At 69.3% G+C, this 19,510-nt stretch carries 16 protein-coding genes and 2 tRNA genes; 11 read left to right on the top strand and 7 right to left on the bottom strand.

Annotated elements, in window-relative coordinates; all coding sequences use genetic code 11:
• Positions 1–61: 61 nt before the first annotated feature.
• From ACIA8N_RS04095 to ACIA8N_RS04085, 3 genes are all read right to left on the bottom strand, one after another.
• On the bottom strand, positions 62–706 hold the full coding sequence (locus ACIA8N_RS04095) for a superoxide dismutase (protein WP_365787572.1): 645 nt from the start codon (positions 704–706) through the stop codon (positions 62–64).
• A gap of 126 nt (positions 707–832) precedes the next feature.
• Complete coding sequence (locus ACIA8N_RS04090; protein WP_365787570.1) at positions 833–2,242, bottom strand: amino acid permease; 1,410 nt, start codon at positions 2,240–2,242, stop codon at positions 833–835.
• A 114-nt stretch (positions 2,243–2,356) separates the two neighbouring features.
• Positions 2,357–3,754 carry an amino acid permease gene (locus tag ACIA8N_RS04085; protein ID WP_365787567.1) on the bottom strand — a complete coding sequence of 466 codons (1,398 nt, stop codon included), beginning with the start codon at positions 3,752–3,754 and terminating at the stop codon, positions 2,357–2,359.
• A gap of 273 nt (positions 3,755–4,027) precedes the next feature.
• Between ACIA8N_RS04085 and ACIA8N_RS04080 the strand changes: the two genes are divergently transcribed.
• Positions 4,028–4,621 (top strand): biotin transporter BioY, encoded by a 594-nt coding sequence (locus tag ACIA8N_RS04080; protein ID WP_365787565.1) that lies wholly within the window; start codon positions 4,028–4,030, stop codon positions 4,619–4,621.
• Positions 4,622–4,725: 104 nt separating this feature from the next.
• On the opposite strand, the gene ACIA8N_RS04075 is transcribed toward ACIA8N_RS04080, so the two are convergent.
• Complete coding sequence (locus tag ACIA8N_RS04075; protein WP_365787563.1) at positions 4,726–6,171, bottom strand: amino acid permease; 1,446 nt, start codon at positions 6,169–6,171, stop codon at positions 4,726–4,728.
• Between the two features lie 197 nt (positions 6,172–6,368).
• On the opposite strand from ACIA8N_RS04075, the gene ACIA8N_RS04070 reads away from it, so the two are divergent.
• Together ACIA8N_RS04070 and ACIA8N_RS04065 are read left to right on the top strand one after the other, a co-directional pair.
• Positions 6,369–6,863 carry a ribose-5-phosphate isomerase gene (locus ACIA8N_RS04070; RefSeq protein WP_365787561.1) on the top strand — a complete coding sequence of 165 codons (495 nt, stop codon included), beginning with the start codon at positions 6,369–6,371 and terminating at the stop codon, positions 6,861–6,863.
• Positions 6,863–7,672, top strand: coding sequence for a DNA-formamidopyrimidine glycosylase family protein (locus tag ACIA8N_RS04065; protein WP_365787559.1), 810 nt, complete (start codon positions 6,863–6,865; stop codon positions 7,670–7,672). The genes ACIA8N_RS04070 and ACIA8N_RS04065 overlap by 1 nt, the downstream gene beginning before the upstream one ends.
• A 36-nt stretch (positions 7,673–7,708) precedes the next feature.
• Here the strand turns inward: ACIA8N_RS04065 and ACIA8N_RS04060 are convergent, their stop codons facing one another.
• Positions 7,709–8,938, bottom strand: coding sequence for a GNAT family N-acetyltransferase (locus tag ACIA8N_RS04060; protein ID WP_365787557.1), 1,230 nt, complete (start codon positions 8,936–8,938; stop codon positions 7,709–7,711).
• 106 nt (positions 8,939–9,044) lie between these two features.
• Here ACIA8N_RS04060 and ACIA8N_RS04055 point away from each other — a divergent pair, with 106 nt between their 5' ends.
• On the top strand, positions 9,045–10,190 hold the full coding sequence (locus ACIA8N_RS04055) for a PP2C family protein-serine/threonine phosphatase (RefSeq protein ID WP_359208825.1): 1,146 nt from the start codon (positions 9,045–9,047) through the stop codon (positions 10,188–10,190).
• A gap of 169 nt (positions 10,191–10,359) precedes the next feature.
• A complete protein-coding gene (locus ACIA8N_RS04050) occupies positions 10,360–10,554 on the top strand; it encodes a hypothetical protein (protein ID WP_015033610.1) in 195 nt (64 codons plus the stop codon).
• 149 nt (positions 10,555–10,703) lie between these two features.
• Here ACIA8N_RS04050 and ACIA8N_RS04045 read toward each other — a convergent pair.
• Positions 10,704–10,774: transfer RNA gene (locus ACIA8N_RS04045), tRNA-Gly, on the bottom strand.
• A gap of 133 nt (positions 10,775–10,907) precedes the next feature.
• On the opposite strand from ACIA8N_RS04045, the gene ACIA8N_RS04040 reads away from it, so the two are divergent.
• From ACIA8N_RS04040 to clpX, 5 genes are all read left to right on the top strand, one after another.
• Positions 10,908–10,984: transfer RNA gene (locus ACIA8N_RS04040), tRNA-Pro, on the top strand.
• A 171-nt stretch (positions 10,985–11,155) separates the two neighbouring features.
• The gene (gene tig, locus ACIA8N_RS04035) at positions 11,156–12,541 is read left to right on the top strand and encodes a trigger factor (RefSeq protein WP_030222582.1); all 1,386 of its coding nucleotides are present in this window, start codon (positions 11,156–11,158) and stop codon (positions 12,539–12,541) included.
• Between the two features lie 239 nt (positions 12,542–12,780).
• Complete coding sequence (locus tag ACIA8N_RS04030) at positions 12,781–13,398, top strand: ATP-dependent Clp protease proteolytic subunit (protein ID WP_030222580.1); 618 nt, start codon at positions 12,781–12,783, stop codon at positions 13,396–13,398.
• Between the two features lie 65 nt (positions 13,399–13,463).
• Entirely contained in the window at positions 13,464–14,126 is a 663-nt protein-coding gene (locus ACIA8N_RS04025) for an ATP-dependent Clp protease proteolytic subunit (protein ID WP_030222575.1), read from the top strand.
• Positions 14,127–14,282: 156 nt separating this feature from the next.
• Positions 14,283–15,566 carry an ATP-dependent Clp protease ATP-binding subunit ClpX gene (gene clpX, locus ACIA8N_RS04020; protein ID WP_015033605.1) on the top strand — a complete coding sequence of 428 codons (1,284 nt, stop codon included), beginning with the start codon at positions 14,283–14,285 and terminating at the stop codon, positions 15,564–15,566.
• Positions 15,567–15,648: 82 nt separating this feature from the next.
• Here clpX and ACIA8N_RS04015 read toward each other — a convergent pair whose 3' ends face one another.
• Positions 15,649–16,611 (bottom strand): hypothetical protein, encoded by a 963-nt coding sequence (locus ACIA8N_RS04015; protein ID WP_365786082.1) that lies wholly within the window; start codon positions 16,609–16,611, stop codon positions 15,649–15,651.
• A 138-nt stretch (positions 16,612–16,749) separates the two neighbouring features.
• Here ACIA8N_RS04015 and ACIA8N_RS04010 point away from each other — a divergent pair, with 138 nt between their 5' ends.
• Positions 16,750–19,371: a valine--tRNA ligase gene (locus tag ACIA8N_RS04010; RefSeq protein ID WP_365786080.1), complete on the top strand. Its 2,622-nt coding sequence runs from the start codon at positions 16,750–16,752 to the stop codon at positions 19,369–19,371.
• Positions 19,372–19,510 lie beyond the last annotated feature (139 nt).

Below are 19,510 nucleotides of genomic sequence, written 5' to 3'. Positions count from 1 at the left end.
GTTCCGCCTTCTTCCGCCTGCCCCGTGAAGGCTGAGAAGACGATCACGAGCAGGGCGTCTGTCAGCCGCCGATGAGCGGGGTGCGTCCCTGGGCGTCCGTGTAGCGCCTGCTCACGTCCTGCCAGTTGACGACCTGCCACATCGCCTCGATGAAGTCCACCTTCTGGTTCTTGTACTGGAGGTAGAAGGCGTGCTCCCAGGCGTCGAAGACCAGGATCGGGACGGAGCCCTGGCCGACGTTGCCCTGGTGGTCGTAGACCTGCTCGACGATGAGCCGGCGGCTGACCGGCTCGTACGCGAGGACGCCCCAGCCGGAGCCCTGGGTGGTCGCGGCGGCCTTGGTCAGCTGGGCCTTGAACCCGGCGAAGGAGCCGAAGGACTCGGTGATCGCGTCCGCGAGGTCACCGACGCCGTCGGCGGCCAGCGGCTCGCCGCCGCCACCGTCCTTCGGGCTGTCCATGTTCTGCCAGTAGATGCTGTGCAGGATGTGGCCGGAGAGGTGGAACGCGAGGTTCTTCTCCAGGCCGTTGACCGCGCCCCACGCGTCCTTCTCCCGGGCCTCCGCCAGCTGCTCCAGGCTGTCGTTGGCGCCCTTCACGTAGGCCGCGTGGTGCTTGTCGTGGTGCAGCTCGATGATCTCCGGGCTGATCACCGGTGCCAGCGCCGCGTAGTCGTAGGGAAGTTCAGGAAGTGTGTAGATCGCCATGCCGGGCCCTCCCACTGCTTATTGCACATTCTATGCAAGTGCAGGCTAGCAGCAAGAAGATCGACAGCACACGAAGAACCCCCGAACCGAGTGACGGTCCGGGGGCTTCGGGGAAGAAGGCGGGAATCAGGACGTACGGTCCGCCGTCCTCTGGCGTACGTAGCCAGCGACGGCCAGCAGCAGCGTCAGGCCGCCCGTCCAGTACAGCTGCACCCGGGTGCCCTCCTCGCGGGCCATCAGGACGAAGATCGCCGCCATGCCGGCCAGCGCCACCCACGTCAGAACCGGGAAGGCCCACATCCGCACGACCAGCTTCTCGGGCGCCTCGCGCTCGGTGCGGCGGCGCAGCACCAGCTGGGAGGCGGCGATGAAGAACCAGACGACCAGGATGATCGCGCCGATCGTGTTGAGCAGCCAGACGAAGATGTCCTCAGGGCGCCAGTAGCTGAGCAGCACACAGGCGAAGCCGAAGACGGAGGAGACGAGCACCGCGGGACGCGGGACCCCGCCGAAGGTGCGGCCGAGCGCCTTCGGGCCCTGGCCGCGCGAGACCAGTGAACCGGCCATGCGGGAGGCGCCGTAGATGTTGGCGTTCATCGCCGACAGGAGGGCGACGAGCACGACCACGTTCATGATCTGGCCGGCCGCCGGGATGCCCAGGTGGTCGAGGGTGGCGACGTACGGGCCCTTCTCGACGACCGCCTTGTCGCCCCACGGGACGAGGGTCACGATGACCGCCATCGAGCCGATGTAGAAGAGCGCGATCCGCCACATCGCCGTCCGCACGGCCTTGGCGACACCCTGCACCGGGTGCTCCGACTCGGCCGCCGCGATGGTGACCGTCTCCAGACCGCCGTACGCGAAGACGGAGGCGAGCAGACCCACGATCAGGCCCTCGGAGCCGTGCGGGAAGAAGCCGCCCGCCCCGGTGAGGTTCGCGGTGCCGGGGGAGTCCGTGCCGGGCAGGACGCCGACGATGGCGAGCACGCCGATGCCGAGGAAGAGGACGATCGCGCCGACCTTCAGCGCGGCGAACCAGAACTCGAACTCGCCGAAGTTCTTCACGGCCGCCAGGTTGGTGGCGCAGAAGACCAGCATGAAGAGCGCCACCCAGGCCCACTCGGGGCTGCCGGGGAACCAGCCGGTCATGATCTTCGCCGCGCCGATGCCCTCCAGGCCGACGGCGACACAGAGCAGGAACCAGAAGGCCCACCCGGCCGTGAAACCGGCCCACGGGCCGAGGGCCCGCTCGGCGTGGACGGAGAAGGAGCCGGACGCCGGGTTCGCCGCGGACATCTCGCCGAGCATCCGCATCACGAGCATGACGAGCACGCCCGATATCGCGTACGCGATGACGATCGAGGGCCCGGCGGCGGCGATACCCGCGCCGGAACCGACGAAGAGTCCGGCGCCGATGACGCCGCCGAGGGCGATCATCGACAGATGGCGCTGCTTCAGGCCGTGCGTGAGGCCCCCGGCAGGTGCGGTCGCGCCGTCCTTCCGGTCGGCCGGCGCGGGCGCGGTGGTCCGAGACATGGGCGAGCCCTGTTCACTAGCTGAGACGAGGAGAGCCCACAGTCTGGGCGGGCCCACCGCTCACAGGGAACCGGAGTCCGCTATACGGTCACCGACCTCACACATCGTGAAGGATTAGTTCCGGTTCGTACGCAGTTCCCGCACCCAGGCCACCAGGAGCACCGCCCCGGTCGCCCCCGCCGACCACAGCACCTGCGGCCGCGCCGCGTCGTCGGACAGCATCAGGACGAGCACCGCCCCCATCGCGGCGAGCGCCACCCAGGTCAGCCACGGGAACCCCCACATGCGCAGCGTCAGCGTCTGCGGCGCCTCGCGCTCGATCCGGCGCCGCAGCCGCAGCTGCGAGACCGCGATCAGCGCCCAGACGAAGAGCAGCACCGCCCCGACGGCGTTGAGCATGTAGAGGAAGACGGAATCCGGCCACTTCAGATTGAGCAGTACGGAGACGAAGCCGAAGGCCACCGAGGCGAGCACCGCCCGGCGCGGCACCCCTCCGCCGGACACCCGGAGCAGCCCCTTCGGCGCCTCCCCGCGCTCCGCGAGCGAGAACACCATCCGCGAGGAGCCGTACAGGTTCGCGTTGAGCGCCGAGAGCAGCGCCACGAACACCACCACGTTCATGATCTGCCCCGCCGCCGGCACCCCGATCGAGTCCAGGACCGCCACGTACGGCGACTCGCCCGGCTTCATCGAGGTCCACGGCAGCAGCGTCACGATGACCAGCATCGAACCCACGTAGAAGAGGAGGATCCGCCACACCGCGCTGCGCACCGCCCGCGCCACGTTCCGCGCCGGGTCGTCCGACTCGGCCGCCGCGATGGTGACGACCTCCAGGCCGCCGAAGGCGAAGACGACGGCGAGGACGCCGGAGACGACGCCCTCCCAGCCGTTCGGCAGGAAACCGCCCTGCCCGGTCAGGTTCGCGAGCCCCACGGGGTCCGTGTCGGGCAGCCAGCCGACGATCGCGAGCGTTCCGAGGATCAGGAAGAGCACGATCGCGCCGACCTTGAGCGCCGCGAACCAGAACTCGAACTCACCGAAGTTCTTCACCGCCGCCAGGTTGGCGAGGGTGAACACGATCATGAAGATCAGTACCCAGCCCCACTGCGGGACCTCCGGCACCCAGCCGTTCGCGATCCGCGCCGCGCCCGTCGCCTCCACGGCGAGCACCACCACGAGCAGGAACCAGTACAGCCAGCCCACCGAGAAGCCCGCCCACCGGCCGAGGGCCCGCTCGGCGTGCACCGAGAAGGCCCCCGAGGCCGGCATCGCCGCCGACATCTCGCCCAGCATCCGCATGACGAGCATCGCGAGCGCGCCGGCGAGCAGGTACGAGACGACGATGCCGGGCCCGGCGACGGCGATGCCCGCGCCCGAGCCGACGAAGAGCCCGGCGCCGATCACACCGCCCAGCCCCAGCATCGTCAGGTGACGCTGCTTCAGGCCGTGGGAGAGGGGCTCCGGTTCGGTGAGGGGGCCGGTGGCCCGGGGGGACGGCGGGGCGTCGCGCATGGTGGGGGCTCGCGCTCTCGGGGAGTTGACACTTTATGGAGACCCCACAGTCTCTCTGGTGACGTCCCTCCGACGCAAAAGGGACGTCTCGCGGAGAGCGCCAGTGACAAGGGTCACGTGGTGGGAAGCAGGGAATCCGGCATGGAATCCGTCCTTTGTCGGAACCCGATGAAGCGGCTGGCTCCCGCTTTGTCGGCGGCTGACGGTGATCGAGCGTTCACTCCTGGCATACCGTCAATCCGTCCCCCTCACCCTCACCCTCGCGGAGTACCGATGAGCACCGCCGCCGCCCCTGTCCGTACCCTCCGTGCGGGCACCGTCCTCGCCGACCTGCTCCCGGCGAGCCGCACCCGCGACATCGCCCTCGTCGTCGGAGGCGCCGCCCTCACCGGCCTCGCCGCACAGCTCTCCGTCCCGGTCCCCGGCTCCCCGGTCCCGGTCTCGGGCCAGACCTTCGCCGCCCTGCTCGTCGGCACCGCGCTCGGCGCCCGCCGCGGCTTCCTCGCCCTGGCCCTGTACGCGGTGGCCGGCATGGCGGGCGTGCCGTGGTTCGCTCAGGCCACCTCCGGCTACGGCATGCCGTCCTTCGGCTACATCCTCGGCATGCTCCTCGCCTCGACCGTCGTCGGCGCCCTCGCCCGCCGCGGCGCCGACCGCTCCGTGCTCCGCACGGCCGGCGCGATGGTCCTCGGCTCGGCGGTCATCTACGCCGTCGGCGTGCCGTACCTGGCCCTCGCCACCGGCATGACCCTCGGCCAGGCCGTCGCCGCCGGTCTCACCCCCTTCCTCATCGGCGACGCCCTCAAGGCCGCCCTCGCCATGGGCGCCCTCCCGGCCGCCTGGAAGCTCCTCGACCGCAAGGCCTGAGCCCCTCGGCACGGAAAAGGGCCCTGCCGCTCCCGGAGGAGCGACAGGGCCCTTTCGCGTACGAGCGGTCGTACGAGCAGCCGTAAGGGGAGCCGTACGAGGAGCTACACGAGGTCCCGGCGGCGGGCCGACTTCGCCACGCGCTCCTTGACCAGCGCGATGGCGATCACGAGCGCGGCCACCAGGAGCGAGAGCACGACCTGCTCACGGGCGCTGCCGCCGTCGTACAGCATGTAGCCGAGGACGAAGACGATCATGAAGATCGTCGCCCAGGTCAGGTACGGGAAGAGCCACATCTTCACGACCAGCTTCTCCGGCGTCTCGCGCAGGATGATGCCGCGCATCTTCAGCTGGGTCACGCAGATGACCAGCCAGACGAAGAGCGCCACGGCGCCGGAGGAGTTCAGCAGGAAGGCGAAGACGGTGTCCGGCCACTTGTAGTTGAAGAAGACCGCGACGAAGCCGAAGACGACCGAGCCGAGGATCGCCGCCGTCGGCACGCCCCGCTTGTTGACCTTGGCGAAGGCCTTCGGCGCGTCACCGCGCCGGCCGAGCGAGAAGGCCATGCGGGAGGCGGTGTAGAGGCCCGAGTTCAGGCAGGACAGGACGGCCGTCAAGACGATCACGTTCATGACCTGGCCGGCGTGCGCGATGCCGATGGAGTCGAGGGCGGCGACGTACGAGCCCTTGTCGACGATCGACTTGTCGTTCCACGGCAGCAGGGTGAGGACGACGAAGATCGAGCCCAGGTAGAAGACGCCGATGCGCCAGATCACGCTGTTGGTGGCCTTGGTGACCGCCTTCTGCGGGTCCTCGGACTCGCCGGCGGCGAGGGTGACGATCTCGCTGCCCATGAAGGAGAAGACGACCATCAGCACACCGGTGAGGATCGCGCCCGCACCCATCGGGAAGAAGCCCCCGGAGTCGGTGAGGTGGGCGAATCCGGCGCCCGGGTTGTCCGAGCCGGGCAGCACGCCGAAGACCGCGAGCAGTCCGATGCCGACGAAGGCGGCGATGGCGACGACCTTGATGCCGGCGAACCAGAACTCGAACTCGCCGTACGAGGCGACGGAGCCGAGGTTGGTCGCGGTGAGTACCACCATCACGATGAGGGCCCAGGCCCACTGCGGGACGGCCGGTACCCAGCTCTCCAGGATGACCGCGCCGGCGGTCGCCTCTACGGCGAGGACGACGACCCAGAAGAACCAGTAGAGCCAGCCGATACTGAAACCGGCCCAGCGGCCGAGGGCCTGGTCGGCGTAGGCGGAGAAGGAGCCGGAGGAGGGCCGGGCGGCGGCCATCTCGCCCAGCATCCGCATCACGAAGACGACCATGGTGCCGACGAGTGCGTACGAGAGCAGGATCGCGGGGCCGGCCGCGGCGATGCCGGAGCCGGAGCCGACGAAGAGGCCGGCGCCGATGACACCGCCGATGGCGATCATCGACAGGTGGCGGTTCTTGAGCCCGGCCTTGAGGCCGTCGGAGGAGTGCGACGTCCCGGGGGTACCGGTCTCCTCGCCGTCCTTCGTCAGGGTCGGTTGCGTGTTCATGGACGCTTCCTCGTGTCTGTGGGGGCGCTCGGGTCGCGAGCCTGAGCATTGAACACTGTGGACAGGGGTGATCGGAAGCCCGCATTCCGGAACGCCGTACGGGCGACCGCGCGAGAGTCGAAGGTCCGTACCAGACCGGGTGAACGTCCCGACCCCGCTGCCTGCTACCCGGCCCCTGACATGCCACACTCGGCACCATGCGCGTCTACATCGGTTCCGACCACGCCGGATACGAACTCAAGAACCACCTCGTCGAGTGGCTCACCGCACACGGCCACGAGCCGGTCGACTGCGGTCCCCACATCTACGACGCCCTCGACGACTACCCGCCGTTCTGCCTGCGCGCCGCGGAGAAGACGGCCGCGGACCCGGACGCCCTGGGCATCGTCATCGGCGGCTCCGGCAACGGCGAGCAGATCGCCGCGAACAAGGTGAAGGGGGTGCGCGCCGCCCTCGCCTGGAGCGAGCAGACCGCCGCCCTCGGCCGCGAGCACAACAACGCCAACGTGATCTCCGTCGGCGGCCGGATGCACACCCGGGAAGAGGCGACCAAGTTCGTCGAGATCTTCCTGAACACCCCGTACTCCGGTGACGAGCGTCACACCCGGCGCATCGACATGCTCAGCGCGTACGAGACCACCGGCGAGCTCCCCCCGATCCCGGCCCACCACCCGCAGGAGCCGACCGCCTGATGCCCGAAGGGCACACGATCCACCGACTGGCCGCCGACCACCGGGATCGGTTCGGCGGCCGGTCCGTGCAGGTGACCAGCCCGCAGGGGAAGTTCGCGGACTCGGCGGCACTGCTCGACGGCACCGTCCTCGAGACCACCGAGGCCCACGGCAAGCACCTCTTCCTCGGCTTCGCCGGCATGGGCTGGGTCCACATCCACCTGGGCCTCTTCGGCAAGGTGAACTTCGGGACGTCGCCCGCCGCGCCCCCCACCGACACCGTCCGGCTGCGCATCGCCCACGAGGACGGCCACGTCGACCTGCGCGGCCCCACCACGTGCGCCCTGATCACGGACGCCGAGAAGCGGGCGATACACGACCGCCTCGGCCCCGACCCGCTCCGCGAGGACGACGACCCCGCGAGGGCCTGGCACCGGATCTCGAAGTCCCGCACCACCGTCGCCGCCCTGCTCATGGACCAGAAGATCATCGCCGGCGTCGGCAACGTCTACCGCGCCGAGGTCCTCTTCCGGCACGGCATCGACCCGTACCGCGCCGGCAGGGACCTCACGGCGCGGGAGTGGGACACGATCTGGACCGACCTGGCGATGCTGATGCGCGAGGGCGTCCGACTCAACCGCATCGACACCGTCCGCCCCGAGCACACCCCCGAGGCGATGGGCCGCCCGCCCCGCGTCGACGACCACGGTGGCGAGGTGTACGTCTACCGCCGCGCGCACCAGCCGTGCCACATCTGCGCCACGGAGATCCGCACGGCGGACCTGGCGAACCGCAACCTCTTCTGGTGCCCGCGCTGCCAGGAACGCTAGACCGCCACAACGCTGCCCCGCTGGAACCCGCTCCCGCTAGAACCCGTGCGGCAACCACGGAGCGACCGGCGATCCGAGCGCCACCGACGCCTCGACCAGCGCCCCCTCCCGCAACTCCCGCACCCGTCCGGCCCCGGCCAGCGACACCAGCGAGTTCCCGCCGAGGTACGCCGCCCCCAACTCCCTTACGGACAGCGCCAGGTCCGGCGCGTCCTCCGTACGGACACAGCTCGCGCCCTTCTGGTCCCCGGTGAGCCGCCACCGCCCCGCGTTCCACGGGCAGAACGCGTCCTCGACCTCGAACACCACGTCCACCGGCGCCTGGTACGTCCGCGCCTCGAGGGCCGCACCCACCTCCACCAGCCGTACGTGCAGCGAGTCCCGCAGGGTGGGGGCACACCGCCGTACGTCGCTCACCAGGTGCTGCCAGCCGTCGTCGACCGGCCGGCTCCGGATCTGCACCTCCGAGACCAGGTCCACCGAGCAGAGGAAGCGCCACAGGGCCGCCTCCGCCGCCGGATCGAGCCCCATCAACTGATGGACCTGCACCGCCCCCTGGGCCCCCGCGGGCGACCAGTCCGGCTTGATCGCGTAGTGCGTGAACCCCACGACCTCCCCGTCCCGCTCCGCCAGCACGCACAACCGGGCCGAGGCCCCGTCCCGGTCGCCCGGAGGATCGATCAGCGGCAACCGCTCCCAGTGCGGCTGCCGGGCCGGCATCCCCGGCCGCCTCGGAACGAGCCGCGCGTACACCGCCTCGCAGGCGGCGGCGGACTCCGTCAGGTCGGCCTGCCGCAGCGCCACCCCGTCCGTGCCCTCCGGCACCGACAGCCGCACCCGCGTCGTGTCGATCGTCGCCCGCGCCCCGTACGCGCCGACGCCGTACCCGAACCGCCCGTAGATCTCCGGCTCCGAGGCCGTCAGCACGGAGAGGAACTCACCCGCGGCCCGCAGGTCGTCCAGCTGCCGCCGCATCATCGAGGTCAGGATCCCGCGCCGCCGGTGCGTGCCCGCCACGCTCACCATCGTCACGCCGGCCGCCGGGACCGACGCCCCGCCCGGCACCGTCAGCCGGAACGTGAACGCTCCCGCCGTCCCCACGCACAGGTCACCGTCCCAGGCCCCCAGGAACCGGTCGAACTCGGTCAGATCACGCCACAGCCGCCGCTCCTCCGGCGACTCCGGCACACCCCCGAAGGCGAGTTCGAGAACCCCGTACCAGCGGTCCCAGTCGCTCGGGTCGAGAACCCGCAGTTCAGTCGTCATATGCCATCGATATCAGCGGCGCGCGTCCAGGGCGACCCGATTTCGAGCGCATTGTCACCGGGGTACCCCTGCGCGATGTCGGACGGGATGGATAGGGTCCAGGCCAATGGGACACCGCGCCGGAGTGAACACGTACGCGGCCCGGACGCGCAGACGCGCCCGCCGGGCCCGCATCGCGCTGCGCAAGTCCGGCGTCGACTACTTCCGCGGCGACGGCTCCGACTGGCTCGCCTTCGCCGGACTCCTCCTGATGATTCCGGCCATCGCCGTCGGCACCCTCCTCGACCCCGTCTGGTGCTCGCCCGCCGCGCTCGTGCTGCCCATCGTGGCCGGCGGACTACTGCTGCGCCCCGCCAGCCTCCTCGGTCTGTACGCGACGGCCGCCGGCGCCCTCATCGTCGAATCCGTCGTCCTCGGCCCGTACACCCAGGGCCCGGCCAGGGTCACCCCCGGCACCGTCCTCGTCGTCGCCGCCTGCGGCCTCTTCGGTCTGCTCATCGCCCAGTTCAGGGCCCGGGTCGGAGTGCCCTGGCGGCGCGGCGGCACCATGCTCTTCGACCTGCGCGAACGCATCCGCGTCCAGAGCGCCCTGCCCCGGCTCCCGCAGGGCTGGCACCGCGAGATGGCGCTCCGCCCGGCCGGCGGCCAGTCCTTCTCCGGCGACTTCGTCGTGGCCGCGCGCACCCACGGCGGCCGCACCCTGGAGGTCGTCCTCACCGACGTCTCCGGCAAGGGCATGGACGCCGCCTCCCGCTCCCTGCTGCTCTCCGGCGCCTTCGGCGGCCTCCTCGGCTCGCTCCCGCCGCACGGCTTCCTCCCCGCGGCCAACGGCTACCTGCTCCGCCAGAACTGGGACGAGGGCTTCGCCACATCCATCCACCTCGTCCTCGACCTGGAATCCGGCGACTACGAACTCTTCTCCGCCGGCCACCTGCCCGCCCTCCAGCTCCACGCGGGCGGCGGCCGCTGGGAGGAGAAGGCCGCCGAAGGACCCCTCCTCGGCGTCTACGACGGCGCCGAGTTCCACCCGGTGAAGGGCTCCCTGCGCCCGGGCGACGTGCTCATGCTCTTCACCGACGGCCTGGTCGAGGCCTCGGACCGGGACATCGCCGAGGGCATCGACCGCCTCACCGGCGAGGCCGACCGCTGCGTCACCGAGGGATTCGAGGGCGTCGCCTGGCACCTGATCGAAGCCGTGGCCAAGGACGTCAACGACGACCGCGCCCTGCTGCTCATCTCGCGCCCCGCATAGGGAGCGTCGCTACCAGACGTCTCGCATTTTCCGCCAGCCGCAGACGAGACGATTCGTCACCGTGCAGCGGGGGCAGGGGGGTTGGTGGCACGATGGAGGCAGCGGGGGGTGTTCCGGGACTCGGACTCCCTGGTGGGCAAGGCGGGACCGACCGAGGGTGTGATCAGTTGTGGCCATTTCACTGTCTGTGGTGTTGCTGTTGGCAATCATCCTGGTGGTGCTGATCCGCGGGGGAAACCTCAAGGGCGGCCCGGCGGTGGTCGCGGTGCTCTTCGGCTTCTTCCTCGCCTCCACCGGCATGGCCGACGACATCCAGCGCTTCCTGGACTCGATAACGCAGACGGTGGCCTCCATCAAGTTCTGAGCGACGCCGCCGGGCCCCCGCCGACACCGGCGGGGGCCCGACGCGCGCGCGAGTGGTTTCGAGAACTGGGACGGGGGCGTCAGGGGCATGCCCCTGACGCCCCCGGAAACGAAGAAAACCCCAGGGTGACCTGGGGTTTTCCTCATAAGAGCGGGTGACGGGAATCGAACCCGCGTAGCTAGTTTGGAAGACTAGTGCTCTACCATTGAGCTACACCCGCACAGCATCGCGCCGCAGGTCAGAAGGACCGCGGCACGAAGAGCATGGTAGCGGTTCCGGGGCCGTTCGCGCACACCCGTAAAAACAGGGGGCGCCGCACAGTCCCCGTCCATGTACCCTACGTGTCGCACCGACGGGGTGTGGCGCAGCTTGGTAGCGCGTCCGCTTTGGGAGCGGAAGGCCGTGGGTTCAAATCCCGCCACCCCGACCATGACGATCACGCGCTCACCTTGCGCACCCTTGATCACGTTGTGGGCGTCATCCCGCTTGCGGTTACTATGCAAGCTGCGTGCCCGTGTGTCTTTCTGACCGGGCCGACCTGCCGGAACCGCTTCACGTGGTCCCGGTGGATTCCAGGAATCAGCCACAAGGAGACCGAACCGTGAAGAGCGCCGTGGAGACCCTGAACCCGACTCGGGTTCGGCTCACTGTCGAGGTGCCCTTCGAGGAGCTCAAGGACAGCCTCGACGCGGCGTACAAGAAGATCAACCAGCAGGTCACGGTCAAGGGCTTCCGTAAGGGCAAGATCCCTGCTCGCGTGATCGACCAGCGGTTCGGCCGCGGCGCCGTGCTGGAAGAGGCCGTCAACGACGCGCTCCCGAAGTTCTACACCGAGGCCGTCAACGAGGCCTCCGTCAACCCGCTCGGCCAGCCCGAGGTCGACATCACGGAGCTGAAGGACGGCGAGCTGCTGGCCTTCACCGCCGAGGTCGACATCCGCCCGACGATCGAGATCCCGGACTACTCCGGCATCGAGGTCACCGTCGACGCGGTCGAGGTCACCGACGAGGACGTCGAGAAGTCCGTGGAGCAGCTCCGTGAGCGCTTCGCCTCGACCTCCCCGGTCGAGCGGGCCGCCCAGGACGGCGACGTCGTCACCATCGACCTGGAGGCCAAGGTCGACGGCGAGGTCCTGCCCGACGGTGTCGCCGACGGTGTCTCGTACACCATCGGTTCCGGCGAGCTGCTCGACGGCATCGACGAGGCCGTCAAGGGCCTGGAGGCCGGTGGCGAGGCCACCTTCACCTCGCAGCTGAAGGGCGGCTCCGCCGAGGGCAAGGACGCGGAGGTCACCGTCAAGGTCACCACCGTCGCCGCCCGTGAGCTCCCCGAGCTCGACGACGAGTTCGCGCAGATGGCGTCGGAGTTCGACACCCTCGACGAGCTCAAGGCCGACAGCCGCAAGCGCCTCGAGAACATGAAGCAGTTCGACCAGGCCACCCAGGCCCAGGAGCGCGTCCTCGACGAGCTCCTCAAGCTGGTCGAGGTCCCGATGCCCGAGAAGCTTCTCGAGGACGAGATCAACACCCGCAAGCACAACCTGGAGCACCACCAGCTCGGTCAGATGGGCCTCGACCTCGCGAAGTACCTGGAGATCCAGGGCAAGACCGAGGAAGAGTTCCTGGCCGAGACCAAGGAGCAGGCCGAGAAGGGCATCAAGACGCAGTTCATCCTCGATGAGCTCGTCAACAAGGAGAAGCTCGACGTCTCCCGCGAGGAGCTCACCGAGCACCTGTTCCGCCGTGCCGCCTCCTCCGGCATGAGCCCCGACCAGTTCGCCCAGGCCGTGGCCGAGGGTGGCCAGGTTCCGATGCTCGTCGGCGAGGTCGCCCGCGGCAAGGCCCTCGCGGTCGTCGTCGAGGCCGCCAAGGTCGTCGACACCAACGGTGAGGTCGTCGACCTCTCCGACGACGAGGACGAGGTCGAGGCCGCCGCCGACGCCGTCGAGGCCGTCACCGGCGAGACCGAGGTCTCCGAGGACAAGTAAGGGCCCCCGCCTCACGCGGACCCCGTTCCACGGGCCCGTACGCACCCCTGTGCGTACGGGCCCGTGGACGTACGCGGACCCGCTCGTACGCCCCAACTACCTTGCGCTCCCAGCGAACAGTTCGGGAACCGGGATGGCGTTGTCCTACCTGCGCGTTAGGGTCCATGAATACGAGGGCAGTGCCCTCTGAACGAGACGCTGAGACGGCCCCCGGCCGTCGGAGACGAGCAGGTGGATACGTGACGAATCTGAAGCCTTACGCCGCGGGTGAGCCGTCCATCGGTGGCGGCCTCGGCGACCATGTCTACAACCGGCTGCTCGGCGAGCGCATCATCTTCCTCGGTCAGCAGGTCGACGACGACATCGCCAACAAGATCACCGCCCAGATGCTCCTCCTGGCCGCCGAGCCGGAGAAGGACATCTTCCTGTACATCAACAGCCCCGGCGGCTCCGTGACGGCCGGTATGGCCGTCTACGACACGATGCAGTTCATCCCGAACGACGTCGTCACCATCGGTATGGGCATGGCGGCCTCGATGGGCCAGTTCCTGCTCACCGCCGGCACCCCCGGCAAGCGCTTCGCGCTGCCGAACACCGACATCCTGATGCACCAGGGCTCCGCCGGCATCGGTGGCACGGCCTCCGACATCAAGATCCAGGCCGAGTACCTTCTCCGTACGAAGAAGCGCATGGCCGAGATCACCGCGCACCACTCCGGCCAGACCATGGAGACGATCATCCGCGACGGCGACCGCGACCGCTGGTTCACCGCGGAGGAGGCCAAGGACTACGGCCTCATCGACGACATCATCACGCACGCCGCGGGTGTTCCGGGCGGCGGCGGCACGGGCGCCTGAGCGCCGGCAGCCCCCCGAAGAGCCCCAGCCCCCCGCCGAACGCCACCAGGACGGTGAACACCCAGATGCAGAACAACCTCTCCCCGAGCGGCCTCTACACCGGCGCGCCGATGGACAACCGCTACGTCGTGCCGCGCTTCGTCGAGCGCACCTCGCAGGGCGTGCGCGAGTACGACCCGTACGCGAAGCTCTTCGAGGAGCGCGTGATCTTCCTCGGCGTGCAGATCGACGACGCCTCCGCCAACGACGTCATGGCGCAGCTGCTGTGCCTGGAGTCGATGGACCCCGACCGTGACATCTCGATCTACATCAACAGCCCCGGTGGCTCCTTCACCGCGCTGACCGCGATCTACGACACGATGCAGTTCGTGAAGCCGGACATCCAGACGGTCTGCATGGGCCAGGCGGCCTCCGCCGCGGCCGTGCTGCTCGCCGCCGGCACCCCCGGCAAGCGGATGGCCCTGCCGAACGCCCGCGTGCTGATCCACCAGCCGTCCGGCGGCACCGGCCGTGAGCAGCTCTCCGACCTGGAGATCGCGGCCAACGAGATCCTGCGCATGCGCAGCCAGCTCGAGGAGATGCTGGCCAAGCACTCCTCGACGCCGATCGAGAAGATCCGCGACGACATCGAGCGCGACAAGATCCTGACGGCCGAGGACGCCCTGGCGTACGGCCTGATCGACCAGATCGTCTCGACCCGTAAGACCACGTCCGCCGCGGCACACTGACGCCGACCTTTCCCCAGGCACGGTCCGCGTGGCCGAATCGCGACCATGTGAACCGTGCCAAGGGGGGCCCGAACGGGGGGCCCGGCAAGGTACCGTCGAATATGAGGCACCAGGAGTCGCTGAACCAAGCACTCCCAGGCGAAGGGGAAGCACCTCGTGGCACGCATCGGTGATGGCGGCGATCTGCTCAAGTGCTCGTTCTGCGGAAAGAGCCAGAAGCAGGTGAAGAAGCTCATCGCGGGACCCGGTGTGTACATCTGCGACGAGTGCATCGACCTCTGCAACGAGATCATCGAGGAAGAACTCGCGGAGACGAGCGAGGTGCGCTGGGAGGAACTTCCCAAGCCCCGCGAGATCTACGAGTTCCTCGAGGGATACGTCGTGGGGCAGGAGCCCGCGAAGAAGGCCCTCTCGGTCGCGGTGTACAACCACTACAAGCGCGTCCAGGCCGGCGAGAACGGCGGCGCGCAGGGCCGTGACGACGCCATCGAGCTGGCGAAGTCCAACATTCTGCTGCTCGGCCCCACGGGCTCCGGGAAGACGCTGCTCGCGCAGACCCTGGCCCGGATGCTGAACGTCCCGTTCGCCATCGCCGACGCGACGGCGCTGACGGAGGCCGGCTATGTCGGCGAGGACGTCGAGAACATCCTGCTCAAGCTGATCCAGGCGGCCGACTACGACGTCAAGAAGGCCGAGACCGGGATCATCTACATCGACGAGATCGACAAGGTCGCCCGCAAGAGCGAGAACCCGTCGATCACGCGTGATGTGAGTGGTGAGGGCGTCCAGCAGGCCCTCCTGAAGATCCTGGAGGGCACGACGGCCTCGGTTCCGCCCCAGGGCGGCCGGAAGCACCCGCACCAGGAGTTCATCCAGATCGACACGACGAACGTGCTCTTCATCGTGGGCGGCGCCTTCGCCGGCCTGGAGAAGATCATCGAGTCGCGGGCGGGCGCCAAGGGCATCGGCTTCGGGGCGACCATCCGCTCCAAGCGCGAGATCGAGGCGAGCGACCAGTTCCAGGAGGTCATGCCGGAGGACCTGGTGAAGTTCGGGATGATCCCGGAGTTCATCGGCCGTCTCCCGGTCCTCACCTCGGTCCACAACCTGGACCGCGAGGCGCTCCTCCAGATCCTGGTCGAGCCGCGGAACGCCCTGGTGAAGCAGTACCAGCGCCTCTTCGAACTCGACGGCGTGGAGCTGGACTTCGACCGCCCGGCCCTGGAGGCCATCGCCGACCAGGCGATCCTGCGCGGCACCGGCGCGCGCGGCCTGCGCGCCATCATGGAGGAGGTCCTCCAGTCGGTGATGTACGAGGTCCCGTCCCGCAAGGACGTGGCCCGGGTCGTCATCACGGCGGACGTCGTCCGCAACAACGTCAACCCGACGCTGGTCCCGCGGATCGTGAAGAACGACGGCAGGCACGAGAAGTCCGCCTGAGCCGTACGGACAACGAAGGGGCGCCCCACCGGACCGGTGGGGCGCCCCTTCCACGTGCGCCGCGTGCGCCGCGTGTGCCGCGTCAGAGCTTGACGCGGACTTCCTTGCGGAGCTTGGCGGCGATGCCGGCGGCGTCCTCCATGGAGCCCGCCTTGCCCGCGACCATGGCGGCCATGTCGACCGGGGTCACGAAGCCGACCGTGCTGTGGTCCGCCCACACGCAGACCGTCATGGAGAATGCCGGGGTGGCTGCGGAGGGGTTGGCCTCGGACTTGGCCTGCTGGCACTTGAGGACCGCGCCGTCGAGCTCCGCCGGCGTGAACTCCTGGGGGCTGCCGACGAGTTCCGGCTCACCCTCCTTCGCCGCGGCCTTGTCCTTCTCCGCGTTGGCCTTGATGCTCGCGAAGACGTTGTCGACGACCTTCTCGGGGTCCTCGATCTCGCCGTAGAGGCCGCTGAAGGAGATCAGCTTTCCGGCGAGCGGGTTGGCGGCGTTCTTCACCTCGTAGGTGGCGCCGACGTTCTTGGCGTTCTTGACGCCGTTCTGCTCGGCCTCCTTGAGGGAGTCCTTGTCCTTGTTCTCACCGGGCTTCTTCTTGTACTCGCCGAGCACCGTCTCCGGCGTGATCAGCTTGTGCGGGCCGTCGTTCGCGACCGAGGAGCCGCCACCGCCGAGCAGGAAGTACGCGCCCACACCGAGCGCCGCGACCACCGCGACCGCGCCGATGATGATGCCCGCCTTGGACTTCTTCGGGGCCGGCGGGTGCGGTACGTAGCCGCCGGGGCCCTGGGGGGCGCCGTACGGCGGCTGCTGGCCGTACCCGGGCTGCTGGGGCTGCTGGGGGTAGCCGTAAGGGGGCTGCTGCTGCGGCGGGACGCCCTGCGGGGCCTGCTGGGGGTATCCGTAACCCGGCTGCGGAGCCTGCGGCGGCTGACCGTACGGGCCCGGCTGCTGCGGCTGCTGGCCGTACGGGCCCGGCTGGCCGTAGGGGCCGGGCTGCTGGGGCGGTTGACCGCCGTACGGGCCGGGCTGGTTGTAGCTCATCGACAGGTTCCCCTCACAGAATGCTTATGGCTACCGAACATCCTGGCGGAACCGTCGAGCGGTCCGTGCGGCGGGGGCCACACCGTTACCGAACCAAAGCGTTTCAGGACAGGGCCGCAACACCCCTAAACTGGCCCGGTGACCGAGAACACTCAGCAGCAGACAGCGCCCACCACCGAACTGCCGACCCAGTACGCGCCGGCCGAGGTAGAGGGGCCGCTGTACGAGCGCTGGGTAGAGCGCGGGTACTTCGAGGCGGACGCGAAGAGCGAGAAGCCGCCGTACACCATCGTCATCCCGCCGCCGAACGTCACCGGCTCGCTCCACCTGGGCCACGCCTTCGAGCACACGCTCATCGACGCCCTCACCCGCCGCAAGCGCATGCAGGGCTTCGAGACGCTGTGGCAGCCGGGCATGGACCACGCCGGCATCGCCACCCAGAACGTCGTCGAGCGCGAGCTCGCCAAGGAGGGCAAGTCCCGCCACGACCTGGGCCGCGAGGCGTTCGTCGAGCGCGTCTGGCAGTGGAAGGCCGAGTCCGGCGGCCAGATCTCCGGCCAGATGAAGCGCCTGGGTGACGGCGTCGCCTGGTCCCGTGAGCGCTTCACCATGGACGAGGGCCTGTCCCAGGCCGTCCAGACCATCTTCAAGAAGCTCTACGACGACGAGCTGATCTACCGCGCCGAGCGCATCATCAACTGGTGCCCGCGCTGTCTGACGGCGATCTCGGACATCGAGGTCGAGTACCAGGACGACGACGGCGAGCTCGTCTCCATCCGGTACGGCGAGGGCGACGAGTCCCTGGTCGTCGCCACCACCCGGGCCGAGACGATGCTCGGTGACACGGCCGTCGCCGTCCACCCCGACGACGAGCGGTACAAGCACCTGGTCGGCAGGCAGATCAAGCTGCCGCTGACCGACCGCACCATCCCGGTCGTCGCCGACACCCACGTCGACCCCGAGTTCGGCACCGGCGCAGTCAAGGTGACCCCGGCGCACGACCCCAACGACTTCGAGATCGGCCAGCGCCACAACCTGCCGAACCTCGCCGTCATGGACGAGCGCGCGGTCATCACCGTGCACGGCCCCTTCCAGGGCCTGGACCGCCTGGAGGCCCGCTCCGCCATCGTCGCCGCGCTGCGCGCCGAGGGCCGGATCGTCGCCGAGAAGCGGCCGTACGTCCACTCCGTCGGCCACTGCTCGCGCTGCAAGACCACCATCGAGCCGCGCCTTTCGATGCAGTGGTGGGTCAAGGTCGGCCCGCTCGCGCAGGCCGCCGGTGACGCGGTCCGCGACGGCAAGGTCAAGATCCACCCGCAGGAGATGGAGAAGCGGTACTTCGACTGGGTCGACAACCTGCACGACTGGTGCATCTCGCGCCAGCTGTGGTGGGGCCACCGCATCCCCGTCTGGTACGGCCCGAACGGCGAAGTGGTCTGCGTCGGACCGGACGAGCAGCCGCCGGCGGGCGAGGGCTGGCACCAGGACACGGACGTCCTGGACACCTGGTTCTCCTCCGGCCTGTGGCCGTTCTCCACGCTCGGCTGGCCCGAGCGGACCGAGAGCCTCGAGAAGTTCTACCCGAACTCCGTCCTGGTCACCGGCTACGACATCCTCTTCTTCTGGGTCGCCCGGATGATGATGTTCGGTCTGTACGCGATGGACGGCACCCCGCCGTTCCACACCATCGCCCTGCACGGCATGGTCCGTGACCAGAACGGCAAGAAGATGTCGAAGTCCTTCGGCAACGTGGTCAACCCGCTGGACTGGATGGACGAGTACGGCTCCGACGCCGTCCGCTTCACCCTGGCCAACGGCGCCAACCCGGGCGTCGACGTCCCCATCGGCGAGGACTGGGTCAAGGCGTCCCGCAACTTCGCCAACAAGATCTGGAACGCGACCCGCTTCGCGCTGATGAACGGCGCGACGGTCGAGGGCCCGCTGCCCGACGCGTCGCAGATGTCCGCCACGGACCGGTGGATCCTCTCCCGTCTCAACAAGACGGTCGCCGAGGTCGACGCGTTCTACGACGACTACCAGTTCGCGAAGCTCGCCGACGCCCTCTACCACTTCGCGTGGGACGAGGTCTTCGACTGGTACGTCGAACTGTCGAAGACCACGTTCTTCGCGGGCGGCGAGCAGGCCAAGGTCTCCGGCCGGGTCCTCGGCGAGGTCCTGGACGTCATGCTGCGCCTGCTGCACCCGATCGTCCCGTTCGTCACCGAGACGCTCTGGACCACGCTCACCGGCGGCGAGTCCCTCGTCATCGCCGACTGGCCCAAGGACAGCGGCTTCCGCGACGAGGCCGCCGAGCGGGAGATCGAGCTCGTCCAGCAGGTCGTCACCGAGGTCCGCCGGTTCCGCTCGGACCAGGGCCTCCAGCCCGGCCAGAAGGTCCCCGCCCGCCTCGACGTGACCGGCACCGCGCTCGCCCCGCACGAGGCGGCCATCCGCCAGCTGCTGCGCCTCCAGCCGGAGGGCGAGGGCTTCTCCGCCACCGCCTCCCTGCCGGTCGCCGGCGCCACGGTCGCGCTCGACCTGTCGGGCACGATCGACGTGGCCGCGGAGCGCAAGCGCCTCGCGAAGGACCTCGCCGCCGCCGAGAAGGAGAAGGCCCAGGCGAACGGGAAGCTCGGCAACGAGGCCTTCCTCGCCAAGGCCCCGGACAACGTGGTCGACAAGATCCGTACCCGCCTCGCCAAGGCGGACCAGGACATCGCCCGCATCGAGGCCCAGCTGGCGAACCTGCCGCAGGCCTGACCCGTACGCGAAGGGGCCCGGAACCGGTACACGGTTCCGGGCCCCTTCGCATAAACCCCGAAGACGGGCGAAGTGCCCGAACTCACAACAGACGGGACTTCAGGTCCACGGCACCGGGCCGAAAGACCCTGGATGATGG

The sequence above is a fragment of the Streptomyces sp. NPDC051822 genome (assembly GCF_044452745.1).
GTDB lineage: Bacteria > Actinomycetota > Actinomycetes > Streptomycetales > Streptomycetaceae > Streptomyces.
The sequence above is the reverse complement of the archived record's forward strand: the minus strand, read 5'-3'. Positions and strand labels throughout refer to the sequence as shown.

What these genes read in the sequence shown, in the direction of transcription:
- ACIA8N_RS04055 (WP_359208825.1), top strand. Translation starts at nt 9,045, where the DNA reads ATGGGACACCGCGCCGGAGTGAACACGTACGCGGCCCGGACGCGCAGA.
- ACIA8N_RS04070 (WP_365787561.1), top strand. Translation starts at nt 6,369, where the DNA reads ATGCGCGTCTACATCGGTTCCGACCACGCCGGATACGAACTCAAGAAC.
- ACIA8N_RS04095 (WP_365787572.1), bottom strand. Translation starts at nt 706, where the DNA reads ATGGCGATCTACACACTTCCTGAACTTCCCTACGACTACGCGGCGCTG.
- ACIA8N_RS04090 (WP_365787570.1), bottom strand. Translation starts at nt 2,242, where the DNA reads ATGTCTCGGACCACCGCGCCCGCGCCGGCCGACCGGAAGGACGGCGCG.
- ACIA8N_RS04075 (WP_365787563.1), bottom strand. Translation starts at nt 6,171, where the DNA reads ATGAACACGCAACCGACCCTGACGAAGGACGGCGAGGAGACCGGTACC.
- ACIA8N_RS04015 (WP_365786082.1), bottom strand. Translation starts at nt 16,611, where the DNA reads ATGAGCTACAACCAGCCCGGCCCGTACGGCGGTCAACCGCCCCAGCAG.
- ACIA8N_RS04080 (WP_365787565.1), top strand. Translation starts at nt 4,028, where the DNA reads ATGAGCACCGCCGCCGCCCCTGTCCGTACCCTCCGTGCGGGCACCGTC.
- ACIA8N_RS04065 (WP_365787559.1), top strand. Translation starts at nt 6,863, where the DNA reads ATGCCCGAAGGGCACACGATCCACCGACTGGCCGCCGACCACCGGGAT.
- ACIA8N_RS04025 (WP_030222575.1), top strand. Translation starts at nt 13,464, where the DNA reads ATGCAGAACAACCTCTCCCCGAGCGGCCTCTACACCGGCGCGCCGATG.
- ACIA8N_RS04060 (WP_365787557.1), bottom strand. Translation starts at nt 8,938, where the DNA reads ATGACGACTGAACTGCGGGTTCTCGACCCGAGCGACTGGGACCGCTGG.
- ACIA8N_RS04085 (WP_365787567.1), bottom strand. Translation starts at nt 3,754, where the DNA reads ATGCGCGACGCCCCGCCGTCCCCCCGGGCCACCGGCCCCCTCACCGAA.